We start from the raw sequence: 23,337 nt of genomic DNA on the forward strand, positions 1-23,337 counted from the left end.
CATCAAAAGAATCTATGCACGCTCCAAATAGTTCGTCCTTGATTAGCCGTCTGCTGCTTGCCGGCGGCTTCGCAATTTTGACGCTGGGCGCACAGGCGCAAACCGTCAAGCTCAGCACCAGCGAAGGCGATATCCGTATCGCGCTGGACGCCGAGAAGGCGCCCAAGACCGTCGCCAATTTCATTCAGTACGTCAAGGCAGGTCATTACAACGGCCTGATCTTTCACCGCGTGATCGAAAACTTCATGATCCAGGGCGGCGGTTTCACGGTCGATATGAAGCAGCGTCCGACCAAGCCCCCGGTCCCGCTGGAGGCTAGCAACGGTCTGCTGAATGTGCGCGGCAGCCTGGCGATGGCCCGCACCAATGACCCGAACTCAGCCACCTCGCAATTCTTCGTCAACACCGTCGACAATGCCTTCCTCGATGCGGCCAATTCGCCGGGAGGCCAAGGCGGCTACACCGTATTTGGCCAAGTCATCGAAGGCATGGATGTGGTCGACAAGATCCGCCTCGTGCCCGTCGGCAACAACGGTATGCACCAGAACCTGCCGCTTAAACCAGTCATCATCACCAAAGCCATTGTGGAGCCCAAAAAATGAGCATCAAAACCGTCGAACTACATACCAACCATGGCCTGATCACCATCGAACTCGATTTGGCCAAAGCGCCGATCTCGGCCGAAAACTTCCTCGCCTATGTGCGCAGCGGCCACTATGACGGCACGGTATTCCACCGCGTGATCAAGCGCTTCATGATTCAAGGCGGCGGTTTCGCTGTCGGCATGAAACAAAAGCCGACCACCGGCGAAATTCAAAACGAAGCCAATAACGGCCTCAAGAACGAGCACTACACGCTGGCCATGGCCCGCACCAGCGCGCCGCATTCGGCCTCCAGCCAGTTCTTCATCAACACCACCAATAACGAGTTTCTGAACTTCAAGTCGGAAACCGCTAGCGGTTGGGGTTATGCGGTGTTCGGCAAAGTGATTTCCGGCAAAGAAGTCGTGGATGCGATCGAGAAGGTCAAGACCGGCAACTCGGGCGGCCATGGTGACGTGCCGCTGGAAGACGTCGTTATCGAGCGCGCGGTTGAAATTGTCTGAAGCGATTGAAGCGAGGCCAGGTCCAGCATCTGCCTCGCTCGAATTTGATGAATTGACGGCGCCGCCCGAGTGGCGCCGCATCGAATTCCTCTCCGACTTGCATCTGTCGCCACAAACACCGGCGACGCTGGCTGCCTTGACGCGCCACTTGCAAGAAACCAGCGCCGATGCCGTGATGCTGCTGGGCGATGTCTTCGAAGTGTGGGTCGGCGACGATGGGCGCTTCGATGCCTTCGAGGCCGATTGCCTGAAGGTTTTGCGCGCGGCAGGTGCGCGCCTCAAGCTCTATTTCATGGCCGGCAACCGAGATTTTCTGCTCGGCGCCGAGATGTTGGCCGATTGCGGCGCGCAGGGCTTGAGTGACCCGACCGTGCTCTGCGCCTTCGGTCAACGCTGGTTGCTCACCCATGGTGACGCCTTGTGCCTGGCGGACAAGGCCTATCAGAGCTTTCGGGCACAGGTACGCAATCCGGCTTGGCAGGCCCAATTTCTGAACCAGCCCTTGGAAGTGCGCCGTGCGCTCGCCCAACAAATGCGCAATGGCAGCAAGGCGCAACAAGCAATGCAAGAGCATTGGGAGGACTTGGATCAAGCCGCTTGCATCGCTTGGCTAAAGGCCAGCAACTGCGTCGGCATGATCCATGGTCACACCCACCGCCCGGCGGAGCATCAGCTATCGCCCGGCTTACACCGTCATGTCTTGTCAGACTGGGACTTCGAGGCCGAGCAGGCGCGCGGCGATGTGCTGCGGTTGCGTCAGTCTGGTCTGCGCCGCATCGCACTCGCTTGATGTGGCGACGCCTCAAGCAGGCCTGGGCGCGCCGAGTTGAAGCAAGCGCGATGCGCCGACACCCCATTCCAGAGCCACTCTGGCAATTGACACTGTTGCGCTACCCCTTTCTGGCGCAGCGCAGCGACAGCGATCTAGCCGAATTGCGCCGCCTGTGCTCCTTGTTCTTGGCCAGCAAAGAATTCCACGGCGTAGCGGGTTTTGAAGTCAGCGACTCTGTGGCCTTGGCCGTAGCCGCGCAGGCCTGTTTGCCCGTTCTGCGCCTGGGTCTGCACTGGTATGACAGCTTTGTCGGCATCGTCATTCACGCCGACGAAGTGGTCGCCCAGCGCGAGCACATGGATGAAGACGGCATCGTCCACCGGTTCGAAGAAAGCCTGGCCGGCGAGGCCATGGAGGGCGGACCCTTGATGCTGGTCTGGTCGGCTTTCGAGCCAGAAGAACCGGGCGCCGACGATCGCAACATCTTCAACGTCGTCATCCACGAGTTCGCCCATGTCATTGACATGCACGGAGGCTGGGCCGACGGTGTGCCACGACAGAGCAGCAAGGCCGCCCACCATCATTGGCTCGCGGTGATCGAAACCCAATGGCTGAGTTTTTGCGAGCGAGTGGAGGCCGACGAGGCGACCTTGATTGATCCTTACGGCGCCGAGAGCCTGGAAGAATTCTTCGCGGTGGCGGCCGAAGTTTTTTTTGTACAGCCCAAGGCCATGTTGATTGAACAGCCGGCCCTGTACCGTTTGCTGGCCGACTTTTTCAAACAAGATCCCGCCCTGTTCGATTGAAACGACAAGAGGCCCAGCAGGGCCTCCTGTTCATACCGCTAACGTCAAGCATCAACTGGCCGTGGCCGGTTCCGCCTTGGGCTTGTTGTCGCGCACCTTGAGCGGCTGAATGTCGAGCAAGGTCTGACCCTCGTCATCTATATCAACGCTCAAACGCCCGCCGTCCACCAAGCGCCCGAACAGCAGCTCATCCGCCAAGGCGCGGCGAATCGTGTCCTGGATCAGGCGCTGCATTGGCCTGGCACCCATCAATGGATCGAAACCCTTGACGGCCAGATGCTTGCGCAACTTGTCGCTGAATGTGACCTCGACCTTCTTCTCCTGCAGCTGGCTTTCCAACTGCAACAGGAACTTGTCGACCACACGCATGATGATCTCGGAGTCCAGCGCACGGAAGGACACGGTCGCGTCCAAGCGGTTGCGGAACTCTGGCGAAAACAGCTTCTTGATGTCGGCCATCTCATCACCCTGCTCGCGCGAGTTGGTGAAACCTATGCTCGACTTGTTCATCGTCTCGGCGCCCGCATTGGTCGTCATGATGATGATGACATTGCGGAAGTCGGCCTTGCGTCCATTGTTATCGGTCAGCGAGCCATGGTCCATCACTTGCAACAACACATTGAACACATCCGGATGCGCCTTCTCGATTTCATCGAGCAGCAGCACCGCATGCGGCTTCTTGGTAATCGCTTCGGTCAACAAACCGCCTTGGTCGAACCCGACATAGCCGGGAGGCGCGCCGATCAAGCGGCTGACCGCATGACGCTCCATATACTCGGACATATCGAAGCGGATCAACTCAATGCCCAGGATATAGGCCAACTGCTTGGCCACCTCGGTTTTGCCCACCCCGGTCGGGCCGCTGAACAAGAAGCTGCCGATCGGCTTGTCAGGCTTGCCTAGACCCGAGCGCGCCATCTTGATCGCCGCAGCCAGCGCATCGATCGCCGGCGCTTGACCGAACACCACGCTATTGAGGTCGCGGTCCAAGGTCTTCAACTTGCTGCGATCATCGCTGGACACGGATGCCGGCGGGATGCGCGCAATCTTGGCGACGATGTCTTCCACCTCGCTGCGCGTGATGGTCTTCTTCTGCTTGTTCTTGGGCAGGATGCGCTGAGCCGCTCCGGCCTCGTCGATGACGTCGATCGCCTTGTCGGGCAGATGCCTGTCATTGATGTATTTGGCCGACAACTCTGCCGCTGCCTGCAAGGCACCCAAAGCGTACTTGACGCTGTGATGTTCCTCAAAGCGCGACTTCAAGCCCTTCAAGATTTCAACCGTCTGCTCGACCGATGGCTCGGTCACGTCGACCTTCTGGAAGCGCCGCGAGAGCGCCGCATCCTTCTCGAAGATGCCGCGGTACTCGGTGAAAGTGGTCGCACCGATGCACTTCATCGCACCGCTTGAGAGCGCCGGCTTGAGCAGATTGCTGGCATCCAAGGTGCCGCCCGAGGCCGCACCCGCGCCGATCAAGGTGTGAATTTCATCGATGAAGAGGATGGCGTTGGGCTGATCCTTCAACTGCTTCAAGACCGCCTTCAGGCGTTGCTCGAAGTCACCGCGGTACTTGGTGCCCGCCAATAGCGAACCCATGTCGAGCGAATAGACCACCGCCTCGGCCAGCACATCGGGCACTTGGCCCTCGGTGATGCGCCAAGCCAAGCCCTCCGCGATGGCGGTCTTGCCGACACCGGCCTCGCCGACCAGCAGCGGATTGTTTTTGCGGCGGCGGCAAAGAATCTGCACCACGCGCTCGACCTCCAACTCGCGGCCGATCAGCGGATCGATCTTGCCGTCTTTGGCGAGCTGATTCAAATTCTGGGTGAACTGATCCAAGGGCGAGCCCTTGCCCTGCCCCTCGGCATCTTCACGCTCGGCCTCGGGGCCAGCAGCACCTTCTGCACCCTTAGGTGCATCGGGCGGATCCGACTTCTTGATGCCATGGGCGATGAAATTCACCACATCCAGACGCGTCACACCCTGCTGATGCAGGTAGTAGACGGCATGCGAATCTTTCTCGCCAAAGATCGCCACCAGCACATTGGCGCCAGTGACTTCCTTCTTGCCACTGCCGGTGGACTGCACATGCATGATGGCACGCTGAATCACGCGCTGGAAACCAAGCGTCGGCTGGGTATCCACCTCATCGGCACCACCAACGGTTGGCGTGTTTTCCTTGATGAATTGCGCCAGACTCTTGCGCAAATCATCCAGATTGGCCGAACAAGCCCGCAGCACTTCTGCCGCAGAGGGGTTGTCCAACAAAGCCATCAGCAAGTGCTCGACGGTAATGAATTCGTGACGCTGCTGGCGCGCTTCGACGAACGCCATGTGCAGGCTAACTTCAAGCTCTTGCGCAATCATGCGGCCTCCATAATGCACTGCAAAGGATGGCCGGCTCGCCTTGCGGCGGCCAGCACCAACTCGACTTTCGTCGCTGCGACGTCCTTGCTGAAGACGCCGCATACCCCACGCCCATCGTGGTGGATTTTTAACATGATCTGGGTTGCGGTATCCAGGTCATGACGGAAATACTCCTGCAAAACCATCACGACAAATTCCATCGGTGTGAAATCGTCATTCAGCAGCAGGACTTGGTAGAGCCGCGGAGGCTCGGTTTTTTGGGTCGCACGTTCGACGGTGGTGGTGCCATCGGAACCATCCCGACCCGGAATATTGGTCGGTGGCACCGGCGGTTGACTGGGAATATCTGGCATGTACTGATTCTATCGACTGAGCCCAAACCTCGCTTGGACCTGCTTGCATCTTGCGCCATAGCGGCCGATTGCAAGCCTTGAATTGGCGGCTCAGCAGGGCTTTTTTCACAAACTTGCTGGCACCGAGGGTCTGCCCCATTCGGGCAGGTCCCGAATTGACACCCTTCAACATGGATTTGAAAATCCGCGGCGGTGCAGCAAGCACCGTGCATATGGGGAAGGAGTCGGTTATGGCCTTAGGTACTGTCAAATGGTTCAACGATGCAAAGGGCTTCGGTTTCATTGAACCGGAGGCGGGCGGCGAAGATGTGTTCGCCCATTTTTCAGCCATTCAAATGGATGGTTTTCGAACCCTGGCTCAGGGCAGTCGCGTCAACTACGAATTGATCCAGGGGCCCAAAGGCCAACTGGCGCAGAACATCACGTCGCTGGAGGCTCCGGCAAAACAGAGCCAGGCCGAGATGAGTGAAGCCGCCTGATTCTTGTAATTTCTGAATTGAAATAAAAAGGGCCCGCATCGAGCGGGCCCTTTGATCATTGCATGCATCGGCCGAAATCTCGGCCGGCAGCACCAATTACATATGGTCGATCATGACCTGGCCAAAGCCCGAGCATGAAACTTGCGTTGCGCCATCCATCAAGCGCGCGAAGTCATAAGTGACCTTCTTGCTCAGGATCGACTTGCCCATCGATTCGATGATCAAGTCAGCGGCTTCCAGCCAACCCATATGACGCAACATCATTTCGGCCGAGAGGATTTCTGAACCTGGGTTCACATAGTCCTTGCCGGCGTACTTGGGCGCGGTGCCATGGGTGGCTTCAAACATGGCGATCGAGTCGCTCAGGTTCGCGCCTGGCGCGATGCCGATGCCGCCAACTTGTGCGGCCAAGGCGTCGGACACATAGTCGCCGTTGAGGTTCAGCGTGGCGATGACCGAGTACTCGGCCGGACGCAAGAGGATCTGCTGCAAGAAGGCGTCAGCGATACTGTCCTTGACCACGATGTCCTTGCCGGTCTTCGGGTTCTTGAACTTGCACCATGGGCCGCCGTCGATCAACTCGGCACCGAATTCCTTCTGTGCCAGGTTGTAGGCCCAATCACGGAAGCCACCTTCGGTGTACTTCATGATGTTGCCCTTGTGCACGATGGTCACACTTGGCTTGTCATTGTCGATCGCGTATTGGATCGCCTTGCGCACCAGGCGCTCGGTGCCTTCGCGCGACACGGGCTTGATGCCGATGCCCGAAGTCTCGGGGAAACGGATCTTCTTAACACCCATTTCGTCTTGCAAGAACTTGATCAACTTCTTGACCTTGTCGCTCTCGGCTTCGAACTCGATGCCGGCGTAGATGTCTTCCGAGTTTTCACGGAAGATCACCATATCGGTCTTGTGCGGCTCTTTCACCGGCGAAGGGACACCGGGGAAGTAACGCACTGGGCGCAGGCACACATACAGGTCCAGTTCCTGGCGCAGCGCGACGTTGAGCGAGCGGATGCCGCCGCCGACCGGCGTGGTCAGCGGGCCCTTGATGGACACGACATAGTCTTTCAGGACGGTCAGCGTCTCGGCAGGCAGCCAGACATCGGGGCCATAGACCTTGGTCGATTTCTCGCCGGCGTAGATTTCCATCCAGTGGATTTGCTTTTTGCCGCCGTAGGCCTTGGCCACGGCCGCGTCAACCACCTTGATCATCACCGGGGTGATGTCCAGACCGGTACCGTCACCTTCAATGAAAGGAATGATGGGCTGATCGGGAACGTTGAGCGAGAAGTCAGCGTTGACGGTGATCTTCTGCCCACCCTCGGGCACCTTGATGTGTTGGTACATGTGTTTCGTCTCCGCGGAGCGTGGTTGGAAAAGCTGAATTTCAGATTTTATGTCAGCAATGCTTGCTTGAAACTGATGTTCTCTTGGATAGAGCGAAAGGCCACCTGTTCTAGCGCAAGAAATCGGCAACAAAGGCCTTGCTCATTGGCAGAACTCGACCACCTGGCTCCACACACCATGGCCCAGGGCCCAGCCCGAAGCGCCCGCCAAGCCCAGTCCACTGAGCCGCACCGACCAGCGCATGCCAACCGCCCCGCTGCCGCCGCCCTGCCCTTGCAGCTTGACCCAGAGCATGGGGCCCAAGGCGAGACCCAACCCCGAGGCCATGGCAAACACCGCCATTACCGCCGCGCCCTGCGCCGGCCCCGAGGCCAAGGCCGCCACCAACAGGGCGGATTGCAGGAGCCCGCAGGGCCAAGCCGCCCAAGCCAAGCCCAGCATGCCTGCCCGCGCTGGCCGCGCAAAGACCGTCGCGCCGCCCTTCAAACCATCCAAGGAAACGCTCACCGCTGGGCGAATGCCGCTGGAGATTCGCTGGCCCATGCCTTCGAGCCAAGCCGGTTGGCGCCCACGCCACAGCAGGGCCAGCCCAAGCAGAAAAGCAGCCACATGCAAGAGCACCCAGAGTGGCCGCAACAAGGCCGAGGCCTGCCCCCATTGAGCCAACAAGCTGACGCTGGCTGCGGCCAAGCCACCGGCCGTCGCATAGCTGAGCAAGCGCCCCAATTGAAAGCCCATTTGCCCCGCCCGTGAGGAGCCCGAGACGGCGGTGCTGGCCGCGCCGCACATGGCCAGGCAATGGGGAGTTCCGGCCAAGCCCATCATCAGGGCCGAACCGGCAAGGGCGAAATCGAGCATTGTTCCTAGGACTTACGCAAAATTATTCCGGCTAGGCATGCCGCCGCAGGCAGGACGCCTTGTACGACAAGGCGGCAGAACGACGCTGGGGCAGTTTTGCGTCAGTCCGTATCAGATGATTCTAGAGAATCGCTCGCGACTCCGGTCGGCTTGCAGATAACGATCAAACACCATGGCAACCGCCCGCACAAAATACCAACCCATCGGCGTGACCTGAATCGCGCCCGGCTCTATCGTCACCAGGCCCTGCTCGGCCAACTCGGCCATGCGTTCCAACTCTGGCTTGAAATAGGCCTGCATATCGACCAAGTGTGACAACTCGATCGATTCAAACTCGAGCCTGCCCTGACACATCAGGGCCATGATGACAGCCCGCCGGACGATGTCGTCACGGCTCAAAGCCAAGCCGCGCACGATGGGCAATTGCCCTTGGCGCAGCGAGTCGTAATACTCGTCCAGCGTCTTCGCGTTCTGGCTATAGCAAGCACCGACACGACCAATCGCCGACACCCCCAACGCCACCAAATCGCAATCGGGCTGCGTGCTGTAGCCCTGGAAGTTGCGGTGCAAGCGACCTTGCCGCTTGGCCACGGCCAGCGAGTCGGTCGCCAAGGCAAAGTGATCCATGCCGATATAGCTGTAACCATGCGCCTGAAAGCCGGCGATCGCAGCGGCCAGCATCACGACCTTGTCGCCGGCCGATGGCAACTGATCCGAATCGATACGGCGCTGCGGCTTGAAGCGCTGCGGCAGATGGGCGTAGCCATAGAGCGCAATCCGGTCCGGCTTCAGCGCCCCGACCTGCTCAATCGTGCGCGCGAATGATGCCGGCGTCTGCAGCGGCAGGCCGTAGATCAAGTCGACATTGGTGGACTCAAAACCCAGCTCGCGCGACGCCACCATCAAGGCCTCAACGCTCTCGTAGCTCTGCTCCCGATGAACCGCCTTTTGCACCGCGGCGTCAAAGTCCTGCACGCCAAAACTGAGCCGATTGAAGCCCAGCTCACGCAGATGTTTGAGCCGATCATTGGTGACCGTGCGCGGATCAACTTCGATCGACACCTCGGCGCCAGGGGCGACGCGGAAGCGCTCGCGCAGAGCGGCCATCAACTGGCTCAACTCGGCGTCGCTCAGGAAGGTTGGCGACCCCCCGCCCAGATGCAACTGCGACACCGCGGCACCTCGCCCCAGATGCGCTAGCGTCAAGTCCATCTCGGTGACCAAGGCCTGCAAATACTCGACGGCCTTGTCGTGATGCTTGGTGATGACCTTGTTGCAAGCGCAGTAATAGCAGACCGACTCGCAAAACGGAATGTGGATGTACAAGGACAAAGGCGAAGCCCCACCCAAGGAGCCTCCCGCCCTTTGCTGCAAGGCCTGCGTATATTGGTCGGCCGAAAAGGCCTCAACAAAGCGATCGGCGGTCGGGTAGGAGGTGTAGCGCGGCCCCGAGACATCGAAGCGTTGCAACAGCTCTTCGCTGATGCTGTCCGAGGCCGAGGCGGAACCCAAAGCGGGGCTAGCGTGAATGATCTGTACCATGGCGCACACTTTGCCAAGTCTTTACTTTCGCTACTTGATCAAGATCAAGCTTAAAGCGCTTGGCAAGACCAACAATGCTTCAGCTCTTGAGATATATCAGGATGATGATCTCAGCAGCCCCATTTCCCCCAATGATTCGCCGCCCTCCCGCGGCGAATCAGTAGAAAAGAATCGAATGAACGCCACCATCCCGATCAAAATCGAACCGCTGAAGGTCGCCTGCTCAAGCTGCAATTTGCGCGAGCTATGCCTGCCGGTGGGCTTGTCGTCGGGCGACTTGGAGCAACTCGACAAGTTGGTCGCAACGCGCCGCCAGGTCTCCCGCGGCGACACCTTGTTTCGCAGCGGCGACAGTTTCCTATCCTTGTACGCAGTGCGCACAGGCTTTTTCAAAACCTGCGTGACCTCCGAAGACGGCCGCGACCAGGTCACCGGCTTTCAAATGGCCGGCGAGTTGCTGGGCCTGGACGGCATCAGCACCGACCGCCACAGCTGTGACGCGGTGGCGCTGGAAGACTCTTCGGTCTGCGTGATCCCCTATGAGCAACTCGAAGAGTTGTCGCGTGAGTTCACCGATTTGCAGCGCCAGTTCCACAAGATCATGAGCCGGGAGATCGTCCGCGATCACGGCGTGATGTTGCTGCTCGGCAGCATGCGTGCCGAGGAACGCTTGGCGGCCTTTCTGCTCAACCTGACCCAGCGCCTGCAGGCCCGCGGATTCTCCGCGGCCGCCCTGGTGCTGCGCATGACGCGCGAAGAAATCGGCAGCTATCTGGGCTTGAAGCTCGAAACCGTCAGCCGGACCTTTTCGAAGTTCCAGGACGACGGCTTGCTGGAGGTCAAACAGCGGCAGCTGCGCATCCTCGACCAAGCCGGCCTGCAGCGCTTGGTCAATAGCAGCAACTGCTAGGTCGCCTGCTTAGCGCGGCCAGCCGCGCGGGTGCTGGTCGGCCGGCGGCTCGGGCAGCGTAGCCATCAGCACGCTCAGGCTCGAGCCTAAGCTGACGATCAGCCAAAACAGCAAGAAGCCGATGGTGTAGACCGCCTGGCGCGGCAAATCGAGCGGCGCACCGCCGAACCAGCTCAAATCACTCGGATCGACCAGCGCAAAAATCAGCGCCGACAAGACCCCGGCCATCAAGAACGAGGGCCACAGCACGACCATGGCGACACGGCCAAGCCGGCCGGATCGCCCGCCGGGCGCCTCCCTGGCCTCAGGTGGTGTTGCGGCTGATCCGCTCATTTCCCACCCGTCGCGGCGTGGTTACGGGCCTCTTTGGCGGGCTGCATCGATTTAGCGCTGCTATTGCCGGCGGCCTGCTCTTGCAGCACAGGATCGGGGTAGCTCAAGGCCAGCCCCAGGGTAGCGAAACTCGCCACCACCACCAAACTCGGCCCACCCACCACCAACCACATCACAGGCTCACGCCACCAAGGGCGGGTGCGCGCGGGCTTGGCGTTGGACGAAGAGTTCGGAAGGATATCTTGCATGCTCATGTCTATTCCTTGCTGCCGCCAGTACGCTCAGCGCGGCACCACAAAAGTTGATTTTTCAGCGGCGGCCTGGGGGCCAACCTGACCCGGCTGTTGCACCCGGTTCAATTGGAATTGAATGGGATGCGCGCCGGCGCCTGCCTTTGCGGCCACCTCCGGCGGTATCCGCACCGCGACGGAAACCCAGCGCGCCTCGGCCGACTCCACCGTCATCGCCACCGGTCGTGCCAACGCGACACCGTCCATGCCGCTGACCGAGACCGAAAACTGCTGCGGCATTTCGGTCGCATTCATGACCTGCAAACGGTACAAATTCTCAATGAATCCGTCCTCGACCAAACGCGCCATCACGCCACGGTCGCGCACCACATCAAGCTTCACCGGGCTGCGCAGGAACAACAGGCTGCCGAGCAAAGCGCCACACAAAAGCAGCAGCACGACGCTATAGATCACCACGCGCGGGCGGAACACACGGCGCAGCTTTTGCGTCGGGGTCAGGTGTTGACTCAGGCCGTTCTCGGTGTCGTAACGGATCAAGCCGCGCGGGTAATCCATCTTGTCCATCACGCCGTCGCAAACATCAATGCAAGCCGCGCAGCCGATGCATTCGTATTGCAAGCCTTTGCGGATGTCGATGCCGGTCGGGCAGACTTGCACGCACAGCGTGCAGTCGATGCAAGAACCCAAACCGGCCAGTTTGATCTCCTCAACGCTGGCCTTTTTGCTGCGCGAACCGCGCGGCTCGCCACGTTCGGCGTCGTAGCTGATGATCAGCGTGTCCTTGTCGAACATCGCGCTTTGAAAGCGCGCATAAGGACACATGTATTTGCAGACCTGCTCACGCAAAAAACCCGCGTTGCCATAGGTTGCAAAACCATAGAACAAGACCCAGAACCACTCCCAGGGCCCGAAGCCCAGCGTGAAGGCCTCGGCCCACAGCTGCTTGATCGGGGTGAAGTAACCCACAAAGCTGAAACCTGTCCACAGCCCCAGCGTGATCCAACTCAGCTGGGTTGCGCCTTTGCGCAGCAGTTTGTTGGCGGACCAGGGTGCCGCGTCGAGTTTGATGCGCGCCTGGCGGTCGCCCTCGAACTGCCGCTCGATCCACATGAAGATTTCGGTGTAGACCGTCTGCGGGCAGGCAAAGCCGCACCAAAGCCGCCCGGCAACCGCCGTGAACAAAAACAAGGCGTAGGCCGAAACCAGCAGCAGACCCGTCAGGTAGATGAAGTCCTGAGGGTAAAGCACCAAGCCGCCGATGTAGAAACGCCGGCTCGCCAGATCAAACAAGACCGCCTGCCGGCCGTTCCACTGCAGCCAAGGCAGGCCGTAAAACAAGAGCTGCGTGAACCAGACCAAGCCCCAACGCCAGCGGGCGAAGAGCCCGCTGACCGAGCGCGGATAGATTTTCTTCTGCGCCTCGTACAGCGAGATGATCTCGATCACCGTGTCGCTGCCCTTGCCCTTGCCCGTTCCCTTGCCGGAATTGGGCTTGACTGGGGGCTTTGATGGGGCCGTGCCTGTCTCTGCGCTCATGCCTACCTTGGATCACCGAAAGAGAGGCCGGGGACGGCCTCTGAACTGCAGAGTCTACTTAGCCACTGCCGCCGTATTGCTGGAGAGGCTCCACACATAGGCGCCCAAGACATGGATCTGCTCGGGGCTGAGGCGGCCCGCTTGCGCCGGCATGACATTGTTCTTGCCACTGTTGATGATGCCGATGATGGCATCTTCACCCCAGCCATGCAGCCAGACCTTGTCGGTCAGATTCGGCGCGCCGATCGCTTGGTTGCCCTTGCCGTCCGAACCGTGGCAGGCCGCGCAGGCCCCAAACTTGGCCCGTCCCAGCTGTGCGGCGATCGCGTTATGGGCGCTACCGGACAAGCTCAGCACATAGTTGGCAACATTGCGAACATCGTCGGACGACCCCACCGCAGCGGCCATTGGCGGCATCACGCCGTTGCGACCATTGGTGATGGACTGGATGATGGTTTCATGCGCGCCACCGTAAATCCAATCAGTGTCGGTCAGGTTCGGGAAGCCCTTGCTACCCTTACCGTCCGAGCCATGGCAACCGGCGCAGTTATTGGCGAACAAACGCTCGCCGATACCCATGGCCACCGAGTCTTGGGACAAAACCTCGGCGGTCTTGCCCTCGAACTTGGCAAACAAAGTGGCCATCGCCTTGTTCGCAGCATCCTGCTCCTGCCGGTACTGGCCTTCACTGGACCAACCCAAGGAGCCCGCCTTGCTGCCCAGACCGGGGTACATGGCCAGATAGATACCGGCAAAAACCACCGTCAACACAAACAGAATCGCCCACCAACGTGGCAAGGGATTGTTCAACTCAACGATGTCTTCGTCCCAGACATGACCGGTGCTATTGTCGCCGGCCATGACCTTGTGGCGGCTGGCAACGAAGAGCAAAACAATACAAAAGACCAGCCCGGCGATCGTGCCGGCGGCAACGAAGAGGGACCAGCCATCATGGAAAAAGTCACTCATTGCGCCCTCCCAATAACATCATCTCCGAGCGGCAACATGGCCTGCTCGTCAAAGCTCGATTTGTTGCGGCTGGAATAGGCCCAGGCCACGATGCACAAAAAAACCAGCAGCGAAAAAACCGTCACTGCCGCCCGCAAGATATTGATATCCATTGCGTCCGACCTTTCACTTCAGCGCGGTGCCGAGCACCTGCAAGTAAGCAATTACCGCATCCAACTCGCTGCGGCCCTTGACGGCTTCGGCGGCTTCGGCGATTTCCGTATCCGCATAAGGCACGCCAACGACGCGCAGCGCACGGAGCTTGGGCGCCATTTCGCTCGGATCCAGCATATTCTTGGCCAACCAAGGGTAGGCCGGCATATTGGACTCGGGCACCAAATCGCGCGGATTCGTCATGTGAATGCGATGCCATTCGTCGCTGTACTTGCCGCCAACCCGGTGCAGATCGGGGCCGGTACGCTTGCTGCCCCACTGGAAGGGGTGGTCATAGACGAACTCACCTGCGGTCGAGAAGTGGCCGTAGCGCAGCGTCTCCGAGCGGAACGGGCGAATCATCTGCGAGTGGCAGTTGTAGCAACCCTCACGGATGTAGATGTCACGCCCGGCCAGTTGCAGCGCGGTGTAGGGCTTCAAGCCAGGCGTGGCTTCGGTGGTGGAACGCTGAAAGAACAGCGGAATGATTTCCACCGCACCGCCGACGATCACCGTCAGCAGCACCAGCACAATCATCAGAAAATTACTGGTCTCGATTCTTGCGTGACCAGTGGCTTTATCGTTTGTCGATGCCATATCTATTTCTCCTAGGTCAGCAATGCATCAGGCGTGAGCCAATGCGGCGGGGATAGGGGTCGACGCAGTGCGGCCAATCTGCACCGTCTTGACCACGTTCCAGGCCATCACCAACATGCCGCCCAGGTAAAGCACGCCGCCCAGCAGACGTACCACATAGAAGGGATACGTCGCCTTGACGCTCTCCACAAAGGTGTAAACCAAGCTGCCGTCCGGGTTGACCGCACGCCACATCAGACCTTGCATGACACCGGCAATCCACATCGCGGCGATATAGAGCACGATGCCCAGCGTGGCGATCCAGAAGTGCAATTCAATCGCCGACTTCGAGTACATCTCGGTGCGACCGAACATGCGCGGAATCAGGTGATAGAGCGAGCCCATCGATATCAGGCCGACCCAACCCAAAGCGCCGGAATGCACATGGCCAATCGTCCAATCGGTGTAATGGCTCAAGGCGTTGACCGTCTTGATCGACATCATCGGGCCCTCAAAGGTCGACATGCCGTAGAAAGACAGCGACACGATCAGGAACTTCAGGATCGGGTCGTCACGCAGCTTGTGCCAGGCGCCGCTCAAGGTCATCACGCCGTTGATCATGCCGCCCCAGCTTGGCGCCAACAGCACCAGCGAGAACACCATGCCCACGCTCTGCGCCCAGTCGGGCAAGGCGGTGTAGTGCAGATGGTGCGGGCCCGCCCACATATAAGTGAAGATCAGCGCCCAGAAGTGCACGATCGAGAGGCGGTAGCTATAGACCGGCCGACCCGCTTGCTTGGGGATGTAGTAATACATCATGCCGAGGAAACCAGCCGTCAGGAAGAAGCCCACCGCATTGTGGCCATACCACCATTGCACCATCGCGTCTTGCACGCCGGCGTAGGCCGAGTAGCTCTTGAACAGGCTGACGGGAATAGCCGCGCTATTGACCAGGTGCAGCAGGGCCACGGCGAGGATGAAGGCACCGAAAAACCAGTTGGCCACATAGATGTGCTTGACCTTGCGGGTTCCGACCGTGCCGAAGAACACGATCGCATAGGACACCCAGACCAGCGTGATCAGAATGTCGATCGGCCATTCCAGCTCGGCATATTCCTTGCCGCTGGTGTAGCCCAAGGGCAGCGTGATCGCCGCAGACAGGATCACCAACTGCCAGCCCCAGAACGTGAACCAGGCCAGACCGGGCGCGAACAAGCGCGTGTAGCCGGTACGCTGAACCACGTGGTAAGCGGTCGCAAACAGCGAGCAGCCGCCAAAAGCAAAAATCACGGCATTCGTGTGCAGCGGTCGCAGGCGACCGTAACTGAGCCACGGAATCCCTAAATTCAGTTCTGGCCAAGTCAGCTGGGCGGCAATGATCACCCCCACCAACATGCCCACAACGCCCCATAACACGGCAGCGAGTGCGAAGGCTCGCACCACTCCGTCTTCGTACACCTCTCCGGTAGAACTTACCGGTCCAGCGGTTTTTGCCATTGTGTTGGCTCCTTGCGGCTTCTAATTAGACGAGCGCGATTCTTTGCGATCGCCAGGCGGGGGAACTTGATGTTCGTCAAACCCATCACCATCTTCGAGGATTCGATTGCCTTCGCGTTCCAAATCTTCCAATTGACCGTTGTTAATTGCCCACCCGAAGACACCGACGATCAGCAGCACCAAGAGCACGGACAAGGGGATCAATAAATACAAAATATCCATGCTCTGACCTAGTTCAGCGGCCGCGCCAAACGCTGAGCGTTCAAGACGACGAAAAGGGAGCTGCCGGCCATACCCAAGCCCGCCGCCCAAGGAGGCAGCAAACCGGCCAAGGCCAAGGGGATGCAGGCGGCGTTGTAAACGGCCGACCAAAGCAGGTTTTGACGAATCACCCGGTTGGTACGCAGGGCCAACTCGCGCGCCTTGGCCAGGTCCATCAAACGATTGGAGAGCAACAAGGCATCGGCGCTGGCCCGCGCCAACATGGCGCCCTGCCCCATCACCACACTGGCATCGGCGCGTGCCAACACCGGCGCATCGTTGATGCCGTCACCGACCATCAGCACGCAACGCCCCTCGGCCTGCATCTGCGCCACCACGTCCAGCTTGATCGCCGGCGTTGCCGCGCCCTGTGCAGACTGAACGCCTGCGGCGGCGGCCAAGCCAAGGACTCGCTCGTCGGCATCGCCGGAAAGCAAGAAGGTGCGCAGACCTTGCCCATGCAAGGCCGCCAAGGCCTCGCGGGCATCGGGGCGCAAGAGCTCGCCGAAACGCAGGCACAAGGTCTCAGCGGCGCCACCAAAGGCCAACTGGGCACCGTCCAGCAAACTTGCCGCCTGTACGGTGCCCCTAGCCTCGGCGACCCAGTCCGGTGCGCCCAAACGCCACATCTGCCCGCTTGAATCAACGCCCTGCAAGCCTTTGCCCGGCAGCTCCTGCACCTGCGTCCAGATATCAGTCTCGGACGCCAGCGGCGCGAGGGCGGCGCCGACCAAGGCGCGTGAAAACGGATGCTGCGAATGTCGCGCCAAGGATTGCGCCGCTCTCAGCAAGGGCGCAGTCTCGGACCCAACCGCCTGGGCCTGCAGCAACTCCATGCGGTCCTCCGTCAGGGTGCCGGTCTTGTCCAGGACCACGGTATCGACCTTGCACAAGGTCTCCAGCAGACCCAGCCTGACCAGCAACATGCCGCGGCGCGCCAACGCCCCGGTGGCGGCCAGTCTGGCCGAGGGCGCGGCCAGCGACAAGGCGCAAGGGCAGGTCACGATCAAGACCGACACGGCCACCCACACCGACCGCGATGGATCGATAAAACTCCATGCCAGTGCACCGCCCGCCGCCAGAGCCAAGACCGCCCAGAGAAAAGGCCCGGCGATGCGATCGGCCAATTCGGTAGCTGCCGGCCTCTGCGTCAAGGCCTCACGCATCAGGCGCTGAATCGCCTGATGGCGGGTATCCGCCCCGACCCGCTGCACCCGCATCAAGACCGGCGACTGCAAATTCAGACTGGCCGCAACCACCTCATCGCCGACCGCCTTGCTGACAGGCAAGGACTCACCGCTCAGCAAGGACTCATTGGCGGTGGTCAGCCCTGACTCGATTCGGCCGTCGGCCGGGAAGACCTGGCCGGCGCAGACCCGCACCAAGTCGCCGACGCGCAGGCGATTCGGTGCCACGCTCGTGCTGCTGCCATCGGCCTCGATCCGCTCTGCAGCCTCGGGCATGTCGGCGCTGGTCTGCTCCAGTACGGCAGCAGCGCGGTGTCTGGCACGCATTTCCAGAAAACGACCGGCCAATAAAAAGGCCACGAACATCGTCAGCGAATCAAAGTAAACCTCGTTACCGAAAAAACCATCGGGTTCAAACAGCGCCCCGCTGCTGGCCACAAAGGTAGTCGCCAGCCCCAAGACGACCGGCACGTCCATGCCCAGGCGGCGAGCCCGGATTTGTCGCCAGGCACCACTGAAAAACGGCCCGGCCGAGAACAACAAGACCGGCAGAGTCAGCACCCAGCAAGCCCATTGCAGCAAGCGCGCCAGATCGGGACTCAGATCGCCGGCCGCGGCAAAGTAGGCCGGGGCGGCCATCATCATCACCTGCATCATCAAGAACACCGCCACGAACAAACGCCACAGCGCCGTTCGATGCTCGCGCTCACGCAACTGCCGCGCCGGTGCGGCGGCGTCCGGCGCGGCGCCATAACCGGCTCGTTCGACGCGCTCCAGAATCGTGGCGAGACGGGTCTGGCCGGGATGCCAACTCAGCGTCAGGCGGGAGCTGGCCGCATTGACCCTGGCCGCTCGCACGCCGGGCAAGCCCAATAAGGCACGCTCAATGATGCCGGCGCAAGCGGCGCAATGCAGACCGGCGAGTTGGAACTGCGATTCCGCCAAGCCGGTGTCCGCGCTATCGCCCGGCATCCAGCGAGTGAACGGAGCCAGCAGATCCGGGTCATCAAGCGCAATATTGCCATCGGCAACAAGCGCTGTGTCTGGGTCGGGGGGAAGAAGGAGCGTGGGGGCGGAGATCATCATGCGGGGTTCGGCACCATAATCTAGGCGAGTCCAAGGGTAAGCCAAATGATATATATCAAGACCAATTATTTTTTCAAACGTTTTAGCCTCTCACACAGCATGAGTCTCACCAGCCTGTCGCGCCATGCCCACAATTTGGCGGCCAAGCTGGCCTTGCCGGCCCTGCTTGTCGGCGCTGCCGGGCTGCTGGACTGCAACTCGGCGCTGGCACAAGATCGGCCGCAAAGCCTGCCCGCCATCAAGCTCGGCGCCGGCATGCATGTGATCAGTGCCGAGGTTGCGCAGTCACCCGAGCAGCGCGCGATCGGCTTGATGAACCGCCCCAGCATGGGCGCCAATGAGGGCATGCTGTTTGTATTCGAGGAAGCCAACCCGCAATGCTTCTGGATGAAGAACACCTTGCTGCCGCTGTCCATCGCCTTCATCGCCGATGACGGCACGGTCATCAATATTGCCGAAATGAAACCGCAGGCACTCGAGTCTCATTGCTCCGCCAAGCCGGTGCGTTATGCACTGGAGATGAACCAGGGCTGGTTTGCCAAACGCGGCATCAAGCCGGGCAGTAAATTGACCGGCCGGCCTTGGGGACAATAGGCACGTCCAAGCGTCATCAAGTATTTCAAGCCGGCAATCGCCAGCGGATCCGCAGACCCGCAAATTCGGGCCGGGTTTGTGCCGACCAGTGGCCACCGAGTCGGGCGATCACCTCATAGGCAATCGCCAGGCCCAGGCCGCTGCCACCGCTGCCATCGTCGCCCCGGGTATCGGCCCGCTCGCCGCGCCAGAACGCCTCGGTCAAACGCGGCAGATCAGCGGCAGCCACGCCCACCCCGTCATCCTCGATATCGATCTGCACTAGGTCGGGCAAGGACTGCACCGTCACCACAATCTGCGTTCCGCCGTAGCGCAGGGCGTTATCCAGCACATTGGCCAGCGCCTCACCCAACCACAGCGAGTCTGCCCGGGCCAGCACCGGCGCGTCCGGCATCTCCAGCAAGAGACTGCGCCCCTGCCGCGCGGCGCGCAAGGCAAAGGGCTCGGCCGCCTCACGCAACAAGGGTCGAACGTCCTGGCGCTCGGGCTCACCGGCAGTGGATTGATGTGCGCCCTGCGAACGAACCAGACTAAGCAACTGGCCAATCAAGCGGGCCAAACGGTCACTGGACCGCAGCAAAGCGCTCAACAAGGGCTGCCAGGCGGCGGTTTGCGCCCCCTTGTATTGACCCAACTCGAACTCCAGCTCTTGCGTCAGCACACGCAAACCCGCCACCGGCGTACGCAACTGGTGGGCCGCATCGGCCACGAAGCGCCGCTGCACCGTCACCGATTGCTGCACATCGGCCAACAGACTGTTGATGCGCTCGATCAAAGGCGCAGCCTCGGCCGGCACGCCCTCGACCGGCAATGGCCTGAGATCGCTGAGGGCCCGTCGTTCGACCTCGCGCGCGACCGCCCGCAGCGGCGCCAAACCGCGCCGGATACCCCAGTTCAAAAGCAAGACCGTCAACAAAGCGATGGCCAGCGTGGGCACGGCCATCGCCAACAGCACATCACGCATCAAGCTGCTGCGCTTGTGGCTGGCCTCCACCTTGATGACGGTGACACTGCGGTCCAGCATCGGCGATCGCAGTGAAAACTGCGCGCCTCGCAGCCACTGACCTTGCAGCAGAACATCAAACAATTGCGGCTGAGCAAAGCTCTGGTGTCGCAAGTCGGGGCGAGGAACGGTGGCGTCCCCTGCCAGCACATGGCCGGCCTCATCGAGCACCACGAAGCGGCTCGGCGTTTCACGGTCCCAATTCAGCAACTCCATCGCTTGACGGCTGATGTCCAGCAATGGGCCTCGGTCGGTCCAGACCACTTTGGCGGCCAGGGCCGCGGTTTCATCCTGCAGGCCGCGATCAAACGCCGCGTTCGCACTGGCGCTGGCCAACCAGGACGCACCCGCCACCGTCGCGCCCAAACCGAGCAACCACACCCAAGCCAGCGGCACCAGCAATTGCCGCCGCAGGCTCAGCGGGCGAATCGAGTCAATCGGACTCATTGCCCGTTTCGGTCGCCGGGCCGGGCTGCGCATTGCACTCCAACACATAACCAAAGCCGCGCACCGTACGGATCGTCACGCCCAATTCACCGAGCCGCTTGCGCAAGCGATGCACATAGACTTCGACCGAGTTTTCGCTGAAGTCGGCCTCCCAACTCGACAAGCGCGCCACGATCGCATCCTTGCTGACCACCCGCCCGACGCGTTGCATCAGCATCTCGGTCAAAGCGAATTCGCGCGGACTCAGATAGACCGGGTCGGCCCGGTGCGAAAGCTCCCGGTGCGACAAATCCATCGTCAATTCGCCGACCACCAAGGTTTCACTGACCCGGCCTTCGGAGCGGCGCTTCAGCGCCCGCAACCTGGCAACGAGTTCGGGCAGATCGAAGGGTTTGACCAGATAGTCATCGGCGCCGGCGTTCAGCCCCGCCACCCGGTCCGACAACTCATCGCGCGCCGTCAACAGCAGCACCGGCAATTTGGCCCCGGCCGCGCGCCAGGCGCGCAGCACCGTCATGCCGTCCATGCCGGGCAGACCAAGATCCAGCACCGCCAACTCATACAGATTGATCAAGCCCGGCGCCATCGCTTGGCGGCCATCGGCCAGACCATCGACCTGCCACCCCTCACGCTCGAGCGCCCTCGTAACACCCAGGCTGAGCGCCACATCATCTTCAACCAGCAATACACGCATGCCTGCACCCGATTCCTATACGCCAAAACGTAAAAAAGCCGGTCAACGACCGGCCCTTATTGCTGCGCTACAGGCTCAAGCAAAATTGGCTTGCGCGAAATCCCAGTTGGCCAAGCTATTCAAGAACACCTCAACGAACTTTGGACGCATATTGCGATAGTCGATGTAGTAGGCATGCTCCCACACGTCGATGGTCAGCAAGGCCTTGTCGGCGGTGGTCAAGGGCGTACCGGCGGCGCCGGTGTTGACGATGTCAACCGAGCCATCGGCCTTCTTCACCAGCCAGGTCCAGCCGGAGCCGAAGTTACCGACCGCGCTCTTGGTGAAGGCTTCCTTGAAGGCATCGAACGAGCCCCACTTGGCGTTGATGGCATCTGCCAACGCGCCGGTCGGTGCACCGCCGCCATTGGGCTTCATGCAGTTCCAGAAGAAGGTGTGGTTCCAGATCTGTGCGGCATTGTTGTAGATCGGGCCGCTGGCGGCCTTGACGATGGCCTCCAGATCCATGGCCTCGAACTCGGTGCCTTTTTGCAGATTGTTCAGATTCACCACATAGGCGTTGTGATGCTTGCCATGGTGAAACTCCAGCGTCTCGGCGCTGTAGTGAGGAGCCAGGGCGTCCTTGGCATAGGGCAGTGCGGGCAGGGTATGTTCCATATCAATTCCTCGGTGAAAAAAGGCAGGGGTGAAGAGCTTCGGGCGCGATTCTAGGTCTTTGCGGGCGCCAAGTCTTTGCGCCGCAGAGTAGCCTTCAGACTTTCGGTGTTGTAGCGAGCACCTGCATTTGCGCCTCGCCATCGGCCAAGACCGCGCGCACCTGAGCACCCAAGGCTAACTGCTGCACCGAACTGAGTGCGCGGCCCTGGCCATCGTCCAGCCAGGCATAGCCGCGCGCCAACACCTGCTTGGGGTCGAGCGCCGCCAGCCGCGCCTGCAAGGATGCCAGACGCAGATCCTGCGCCCTCAGCAAGGCCGGCACGGCTCGTCCGGCGCGTTGCTCCAGATTGGCCAGGCGCTGCAACTGCATGGCCTGCAGTTTGGGCAAGGCCTGACCCCAGCGCTGTGCCAACAGGGCCAGATGACGGCGTTGCCGGGCCAGCATCTCGGTCGGCCGTGCCAAACGAAGCGCCACCCGGTCGAGTCGTTGCGCCGCCAGATCCAGGCGCTGCTGGACCCTCCGCGTCAAGGCCGCCGACAAAGCCGCCAAGGCGTCCAGATTGGCTTGACGCGAGGGCGCGGACAGTTCCGCCGCTGCCGTCGGCGTCGGCGCTCGCAGGTCGGCCGCCAAATCGGCCAAGGTGATGTCCGTCTCATGACCCACACCGCAGATGATGGGCAAATCGGACGCCGCCACCGCGCGCACGACGCGTTCGTCATTGAAGGCCCAGAGGTCCTCCAGCGAGCCGCCGCCGCGTACCAGCAGCAGTGCATCCACCTCGGCCCGCGCATTGGCTGTCTGCAGCGCCGCCACCAAGGCCGCCGGTGCCTGCTCGCCCTGCACCACGCTGGGGTAAATGATCACTTCCACATGCGGCGCACGCCGGGCCAGCGCCGTCACCACATCATGCAAGGCAGCGCCCGCCGTTGAGGTGATCACCCCCAAGCGCTGGGGAAACGCCGGCAAGGGTCGCTTGGCAGCGGCGTCGAACAGGCCCAGGGCATCCAACTTGGCCTTCAAGCGCAAGAACTGCTCATACAAAGCGCCGGCACCGGCCCGGCGCATGCCCTCGACGACAAATTGCAACTCACCGCGCGGCTCATACAGCGTCAAGCGGCCGCGCATTTCAACCAAGGCGCCGTCGGCGGGCGCAAAATCCAGCAGGCTGGCGGCGCGCCTGAACATGGCGCAGCGCAGCATCGCAGTTTGGCCGTTAGCATCCTTGAGACTGAAATAGCAGTGGCCGCTGGAAGCGCGCGTGAAGCCCGACAACTCGCCCGCCACCACGCAGACGGCGAAGCGCGTGTTCAGGCTCTCCGTGACCGCCGCCAGCAGCGCGGCCACGCCCCATACCATGCGCTGCGGCGCCGCCTGCGGACGATCAATCATGGCGAGGCCCGCCGCCCGCGCAGGGGCAGAACTCCACAGCCGCGCCAATCATGGGCCGGATGGCTACTCGGCTCGTCACATCGCTGACATACGCATATAAACGCTTGTTTTTCAAGATCTTT

General features: G+C 61.0%; 25 protein-coding genes. 7 read left to right on the forward strand and 18 right to left on the reverse strand.

Annotation, left to right across the window (positions count from 1 at the left end):
• The first annotated feature begins 14 nt into the window (after positions 1-14).
• The 4 genes from LNV07_RS14520 to LNV07_RS14535 are packed head-to-tail and all read left to right on the forward strand — an operon-like array spanning position 15 to position 2,683.
• Entirely contained in the window at positions 15-602 is a 588-nt protein-coding gene (locus tag LNV07_RS14520) for a peptidylprolyl isomerase (protein ID WP_263571878.1), read from the forward strand.
• Positions 599-1,105: a peptidylprolyl isomerase gene (locus tag LNV07_RS14525; RefSeq protein ID WP_263571879.1), complete on the forward strand. Its 507-nt coding sequence runs from the start codon at positions 599-601 to the stop codon at positions 1,103-1,105. Before LNV07_RS14520 ends, LNV07_RS14525 begins: the two co-directional genes overlap by 4 nt.
• Entirely contained in the window at positions 1,092-1,895 is an 804-nt protein-coding gene (locus LNV07_RS14530) for a UDP-2,3-diacylglucosamine diphosphatase (protein ID WP_318013730.1), read from the forward strand. Before LNV07_RS14525 ends, LNV07_RS14530 begins: the two co-directional genes overlap by 14 nt.
• The gene (locus LNV07_RS14535) at positions 1,895-2,683 is read left to right on the forward strand and encodes a M90 family metallopeptidase (protein WP_263571880.1); all 789 of its coding nucleotides are present in this window, start codon (positions 1,895-1,897) and stop codon (positions 2,681-2,683) included. Before LNV07_RS14530 ends, LNV07_RS14535 begins: the two co-directional genes overlap by 1 nt.
• Before the next feature lie 51 nt (positions 2,684-2,734).
• On the opposite strand, the gene clpA is transcribed toward LNV07_RS14535, so the two are convergent.
• Together clpA and clpS are read right to left on the reverse strand one after the other, a co-directional pair.
• Entirely contained in the window at positions 2,735-5,050 is a 2,316-nt protein-coding gene (gene clpA, locus LNV07_RS14540; protein WP_263571881.1) for an ATP-dependent Clp protease ATP-binding subunit ClpA, read from the reverse strand.
• On the reverse strand, positions 5,047-5,403 hold the full coding sequence (gene clpS / locus LNV07_RS14545; protein WP_263571882.1) for an ATP-dependent Clp protease adapter ClpS: 357 nt from the start codon (positions 5,401-5,403) through the stop codon (positions 5,047-5,049). The genes clpA and clpS overlap by 4 nt, the downstream gene beginning before the upstream one ends.
• 230 nt (positions 5,404-5,633) lie before the next feature.
• Between clpS and LNV07_RS14550 the strand changes: the two genes are divergently transcribed.
• Positions 5,634-5,882 (forward strand): cold-shock protein, encoded by a 249-nt coding sequence (locus LNV07_RS14550; RefSeq protein WP_263572076.1) that lies wholly within the window; start codon positions 5,634-5,636, stop codon positions 5,880-5,882.
• A gap of 96 nt (positions 5,883-5,978) precedes the next feature.
• On the opposite strand, the gene icd is transcribed toward LNV07_RS14550, so the two are convergent.
• The 3 genes from icd to hemN all read right to left on the reverse strand — a co-directional run bounded on the left by icd (position 5,979) and on the right by hemN (position 9,632).
• Entirely contained in the window at positions 5,979-7,232 is a 1,254-nt protein-coding gene (icd, locus tag LNV07_RS14555; protein WP_263571883.1) for an NADP-dependent isocitrate dehydrogenase, read from the reverse strand.
• A 141-nt stretch (positions 7,233-7,373) separates the two neighbouring features.
• The gene (locus tag LNV07_RS14560) at positions 7,374-8,090 is read right to left on the reverse strand and encodes a sulfite exporter TauE/SafE family protein (protein ID WP_263571884.1); all 717 of its coding nucleotides are present in this window, start codon (positions 8,088-8,090) and stop codon (positions 7,374-7,376) included.
• A gap of 111 nt (positions 8,091-8,201) precedes the next feature.
• Positions 8,202-9,632 (reverse strand): oxygen-independent coproporphyrinogen III oxidase, encoded by a 1,431-nt coding sequence (gene hemN / locus LNV07_RS14565; RefSeq protein ID WP_263571885.1) that lies wholly within the window; start codon positions 9,630-9,632, stop codon positions 8,202-8,204.
• A gap of 175 nt (positions 9,633-9,807) precedes the next feature.
• On the opposite strand from hemN, the gene fnr reads away from it, so the two are divergent.
• The gene (gene fnr, locus LNV07_RS14570) at positions 9,808-10,542 is read left to right on the forward strand and encodes a fumarate/nitrate reduction transcriptional regulator Fnr (protein ID WP_263571886.1); all 735 of its coding nucleotides are present in this window, start codon (positions 9,808-9,810) and stop codon (positions 10,540-10,542) included.
• 9 nt (positions 10,543-10,551) lie between these two features.
• Here the strand turns inward: fnr and LNV07_RS14575 are convergent, their stop codons facing one another.
• Genes LNV07_RS14575 through LNV07_RS14615 form a run of 9 tightly spaced genes read right to left on the reverse strand, consistent with a single transcriptional unit; the run spans position 10,552 to position 18,430 of the window.
• The gene (locus tag LNV07_RS14575) at positions 10,552-10,875 is read right to left on the reverse strand and encodes a hypothetical protein (protein ID WP_263571887.1); all 324 of its coding nucleotides are present in this window, start codon (positions 10,873-10,875) and stop codon (positions 10,552-10,554) included.
• Positions 10,872-11,123: a hypothetical protein gene (locus tag LNV07_RS14580; RefSeq protein WP_263571888.1), complete on the reverse strand. Its 252-nt coding sequence runs from the start codon at positions 11,121-11,123 to the stop codon at positions 10,872-10,874. Before LNV07_RS14580 ends, LNV07_RS14575 begins: the two co-directional genes overlap by 4 nt.
• Positions 11,124-11,156: 33 nt before the next feature.
• Positions 11,157-12,662 carry a cytochrome c oxidase accessory protein CcoG gene (gene ccoG / locus LNV07_RS14585; protein ID WP_263571889.1) on the reverse strand — a complete coding sequence of 502 codons (1,506 nt, stop codon included), beginning with the start codon at positions 12,660-12,662 and terminating at the stop codon, positions 11,157-11,159.
• 54 nt (positions 12,663-12,716) lie between these two features.
• Positions 12,717-13,631, reverse strand: coding sequence for a cytochrome-c oxidase, cbb3-type subunit III (gene ccoP / locus LNV07_RS14590; RefSeq protein ID WP_263571890.1), 915 nt, complete (start codon positions 13,629-13,631; stop codon positions 12,717-12,719).
• Complete coding sequence (locus LNV07_RS14595) at positions 13,628-13,783, reverse strand: cbb3-type cytochrome oxidase subunit 3 (protein WP_263571891.1); 156 nt, start codon at positions 13,781-13,783, stop codon at positions 13,628-13,630. Before LNV07_RS14595 ends, ccoP begins: the two co-directional genes overlap by 4 nt.
• Positions 13,784-13,796: 13 nt before the next feature.
• Positions 13,797-14,420 (reverse strand): cytochrome-c oxidase, cbb3-type subunit II, encoded by a 624-nt coding sequence (gene ccoO / locus LNV07_RS14600; protein ID WP_263571892.1) that lies wholly within the window; start codon positions 14,418-14,420, stop codon positions 13,797-13,799.
• 27 nt (positions 14,421-14,447) lie between these two features.
• The gene (gene ccoN, locus LNV07_RS14605) at positions 14,448-15,896 is read right to left on the reverse strand and encodes a cytochrome-c oxidase, cbb3-type subunit I (RefSeq protein WP_263571893.1); all 1,449 of its coding nucleotides are present in this window, start codon (positions 15,894-15,896) and stop codon (positions 14,448-14,450) included.
• Between the two features lie 21 nt (positions 15,897-15,917).
• Positions 15,918-16,118: a cbb3-type cytochrome oxidase assembly protein CcoS gene (gene ccoS, locus LNV07_RS14610; RefSeq protein WP_263571894.1), complete on the reverse strand. Its 201-nt coding sequence runs from the start codon at positions 16,116-16,118 to the stop codon at positions 15,918-15,920.
• Between the two features lie 8 nt (positions 16,119-16,126).
• A complete protein-coding gene (locus LNV07_RS14615; RefSeq protein ID WP_263571895.1) occupies positions 16,127-18,430 on the reverse strand; it encodes a heavy metal translocating P-type ATPase in 2,304 nt (767 codons plus the stop codon).
• A gap of 99 nt (positions 18,431-18,529) precedes the next feature.
• On the opposite strand from LNV07_RS14615, the gene LNV07_RS14620 reads away from it, so the two are divergent.
• Positions 18,530-19,024: a DUF192 domain-containing protein gene (locus LNV07_RS14620; RefSeq protein WP_263571896.1), complete on the forward strand. Its 495-nt coding sequence runs from the start codon at positions 18,530-18,532 to the stop codon at positions 19,022-19,024.
• Between the two features lie 25 nt (positions 19,025-19,049).
• Here LNV07_RS14620 and LNV07_RS14625 read toward each other — a convergent pair whose 3' ends face one another.
• From LNV07_RS14625 to xseA, 4 genes are all read right to left on the reverse strand, one after another.
• Positions 19,050-20,474: a sensor histidine kinase gene (locus LNV07_RS14625; RefSeq protein WP_263571897.1), complete on the reverse strand. Its 1,425-nt coding sequence runs from the start codon at positions 20,472-20,474 to the stop codon at positions 19,050-19,052.
• On the reverse strand, positions 20,461-21,168 hold the full coding sequence (locus LNV07_RS14630; RefSeq protein ID WP_263571898.1) for a response regulator: 708 nt from the start codon (positions 21,166-21,168) through the stop codon (positions 20,461-20,463). Before LNV07_RS14630 ends, LNV07_RS14625 begins: the two co-directional genes overlap by 14 nt.
• Before the next feature lie 75 nt (positions 21,169-21,243).
• Positions 21,244-21,825 carry a superoxide dismutase gene (locus LNV07_RS14635; protein ID WP_263571899.1) on the reverse strand — a complete coding sequence of 194 codons (582 nt, stop codon included), beginning with the start codon at positions 21,823-21,825 and terminating at the stop codon, positions 21,244-21,246.
• A 94-nt stretch (positions 21,826-21,919) separates the two neighbouring features.
• The gene (gene xseA, locus LNV07_RS14640; RefSeq protein ID WP_263571900.1) at positions 21,920-23,215 is read right to left on the reverse strand and encodes an exodeoxyribonuclease VII large subunit; all 1,296 of its coding nucleotides are present in this window, start codon (positions 23,213-23,215) and stop codon (positions 21,920-21,922) included.
• Positions 23,216-23,337 lie beyond the last annotated feature (122 nt).

The sequence above is a fragment of the Roseateles oligotrophus genome, assembly GCF_025717515.1.
In the GTDB taxonomy this organism is placed as follows: domain Bacteria; phylum Pseudomonadota; class Gammaproteobacteria; order Burkholderiales; family Burkholderiaceae_C; genus Paucibacter_A; species Paucibacter_A oligotrophus.

Bases quoted from the DNA above. Each gene is read 5' to 3' on its own strand.
- LNV07_RS14520 (WP_263571878.1), top strand. From the start codon at position 15: ATGCACGCTCCAAATAGTTCGTCCTTGATTAGCCGTCTGCTGCTTGCC.
- LNV07_RS14525 (WP_263571879.1), top strand. From the start codon at position 599: ATGAGCATCAAAACCGTCGAACTACATACCAACCATGGCCTGATCACC.
- LNV07_RS14535 (WP_263571880.1), top strand. From the start codon at position 1,895: ATGTGGCGACGCCTCAAGCAGGCCTGGGCGCGCCGAGTTGAAGCAAGC.
- clpA (WP_263571881.1), bottom strand. From the start codon at position 5,050: ATGATTGCGCAAGAGCTTGAAGTTAGCCTGCACATGGCGTTCGTCGAA.
- clpS (WP_263571882.1), bottom strand. From the start codon at position 5,403: ATGCCAGATATTCCCAGTCAACCGCCGGTGCCACCGACCAATATTCCG.
- LNV07_RS14550 (WP_263572076.1), top strand. From the start codon at position 5,634: ATGGCCTTAGGTACTGTCAAATGGTTCAACGATGCAAAGGGCTTCGGT.
- icd (WP_263571883.1), bottom strand. From the start codon at position 7,232: ATGTACCAACACATCAAGGTGCCCGAGGGTGGGCAGAAGATCACCGTC.
- LNV07_RS14560 (WP_263571884.1), bottom strand. From the start codon at position 8,090: ATGCTCGATTTCGCCCTTGCCGGTTCGGCCCTGATGATGGGCTTGGCC.
- hemN (WP_263571885.1), bottom strand. From the start codon at position 9,632: ATGGTACAGATCATTCACGCTAGCCCCGCTTTGGGTTCCGCCTCGGCC.
- fnr (WP_263571886.1), top strand. From the start codon at position 9,808: ATGAACGCCACCATCCCGATCAAAATCGAACCGCTGAAGGTCGCCTGC.
- LNV07_RS14575 (WP_263571887.1), bottom strand. From the start codon at position 10,875: ATGAGCGGATCAGCCGCAACACCACCTGAGGCCAGGGAGGCGCCCGGC.
- LNV07_RS14580 (WP_263571888.1), bottom strand. From the start codon at position 11,123: ATGCAAGATATCCTTCCGAACTCTTCGTCCAACGCCAAGCCCGCGCGC.
- ccoG (WP_263571889.1), bottom strand. From the start codon at position 12,662: ATGAGCGCAGAGACAGGCACGGCCCCATCAAAGCCCCCAGTCAAGCCC.
- ccoP (WP_263571890.1), bottom strand. From the start codon at position 13,631: ATGAGTGACTTTTTCCATGATGGCTGGTCCCTCTTCGTTGCCGCCGGC.
- LNV07_RS14595 (WP_263571891.1), bottom strand. From the start codon at position 13,783: ATGGATATCAATATCTTGCGGGCGGCAGTGACGGTTTTTTCGCTGCTG.
- ccoO (WP_263571892.1), bottom strand. From the start codon at position 14,420: ATGGCATCGACAAACGATAAAGCCACTGGTCACGCAAGAATCGAGACC.
- ccoN (WP_263571893.1), bottom strand. From the start codon at position 15,896: ATGGCAAAAACCGCTGGACCGGTAAGTTCTACCGGAGAGGTGTACGAA.
- ccoS (WP_263571894.1), bottom strand. From the start codon at position 16,118: ATGGATATTTTGTATTTATTGATCCCCTTGTCCGTGCTCTTGGTGCTG.
- LNV07_RS14615 (WP_263571895.1), bottom strand. From the start codon at position 18,430: ATGATGATCTCCGCCCCCACGCTCCTTCTTCCCCCCGACCCAGACACA.
- LNV07_RS14620 (WP_263571896.1), top strand. From the start codon at position 18,530: ATGAGTCTCACCAGCCTGTCGCGCCATGCCCACAATTTGGCGGCCAAG.
- LNV07_RS14625 (WP_263571897.1), bottom strand. From the start codon at position 20,474: ATGAGTCCGATTGACTCGATTCGCCCGCTGAGCCTGCGGCGGCAATTG.
- LNV07_RS14630 (WP_263571898.1), bottom strand. From the start codon at position 21,168: ATGCGTGTATTGCTGGTTGAAGATGATGTGGCGCTCAGCCTGGGTGTT.
- LNV07_RS14635 (WP_263571899.1), bottom strand. From the start codon at position 21,825: ATGGAACATACCCTGCCCGCACTGCCCTATGCCAAGGACGCCCTGGCT.
- xseA (WP_263571900.1), bottom strand. From the start codon at position 23,215: ATGATTGATCGTCCGCAGGCGGCGCCGCAGCGCATGGTATGGGGCGTG.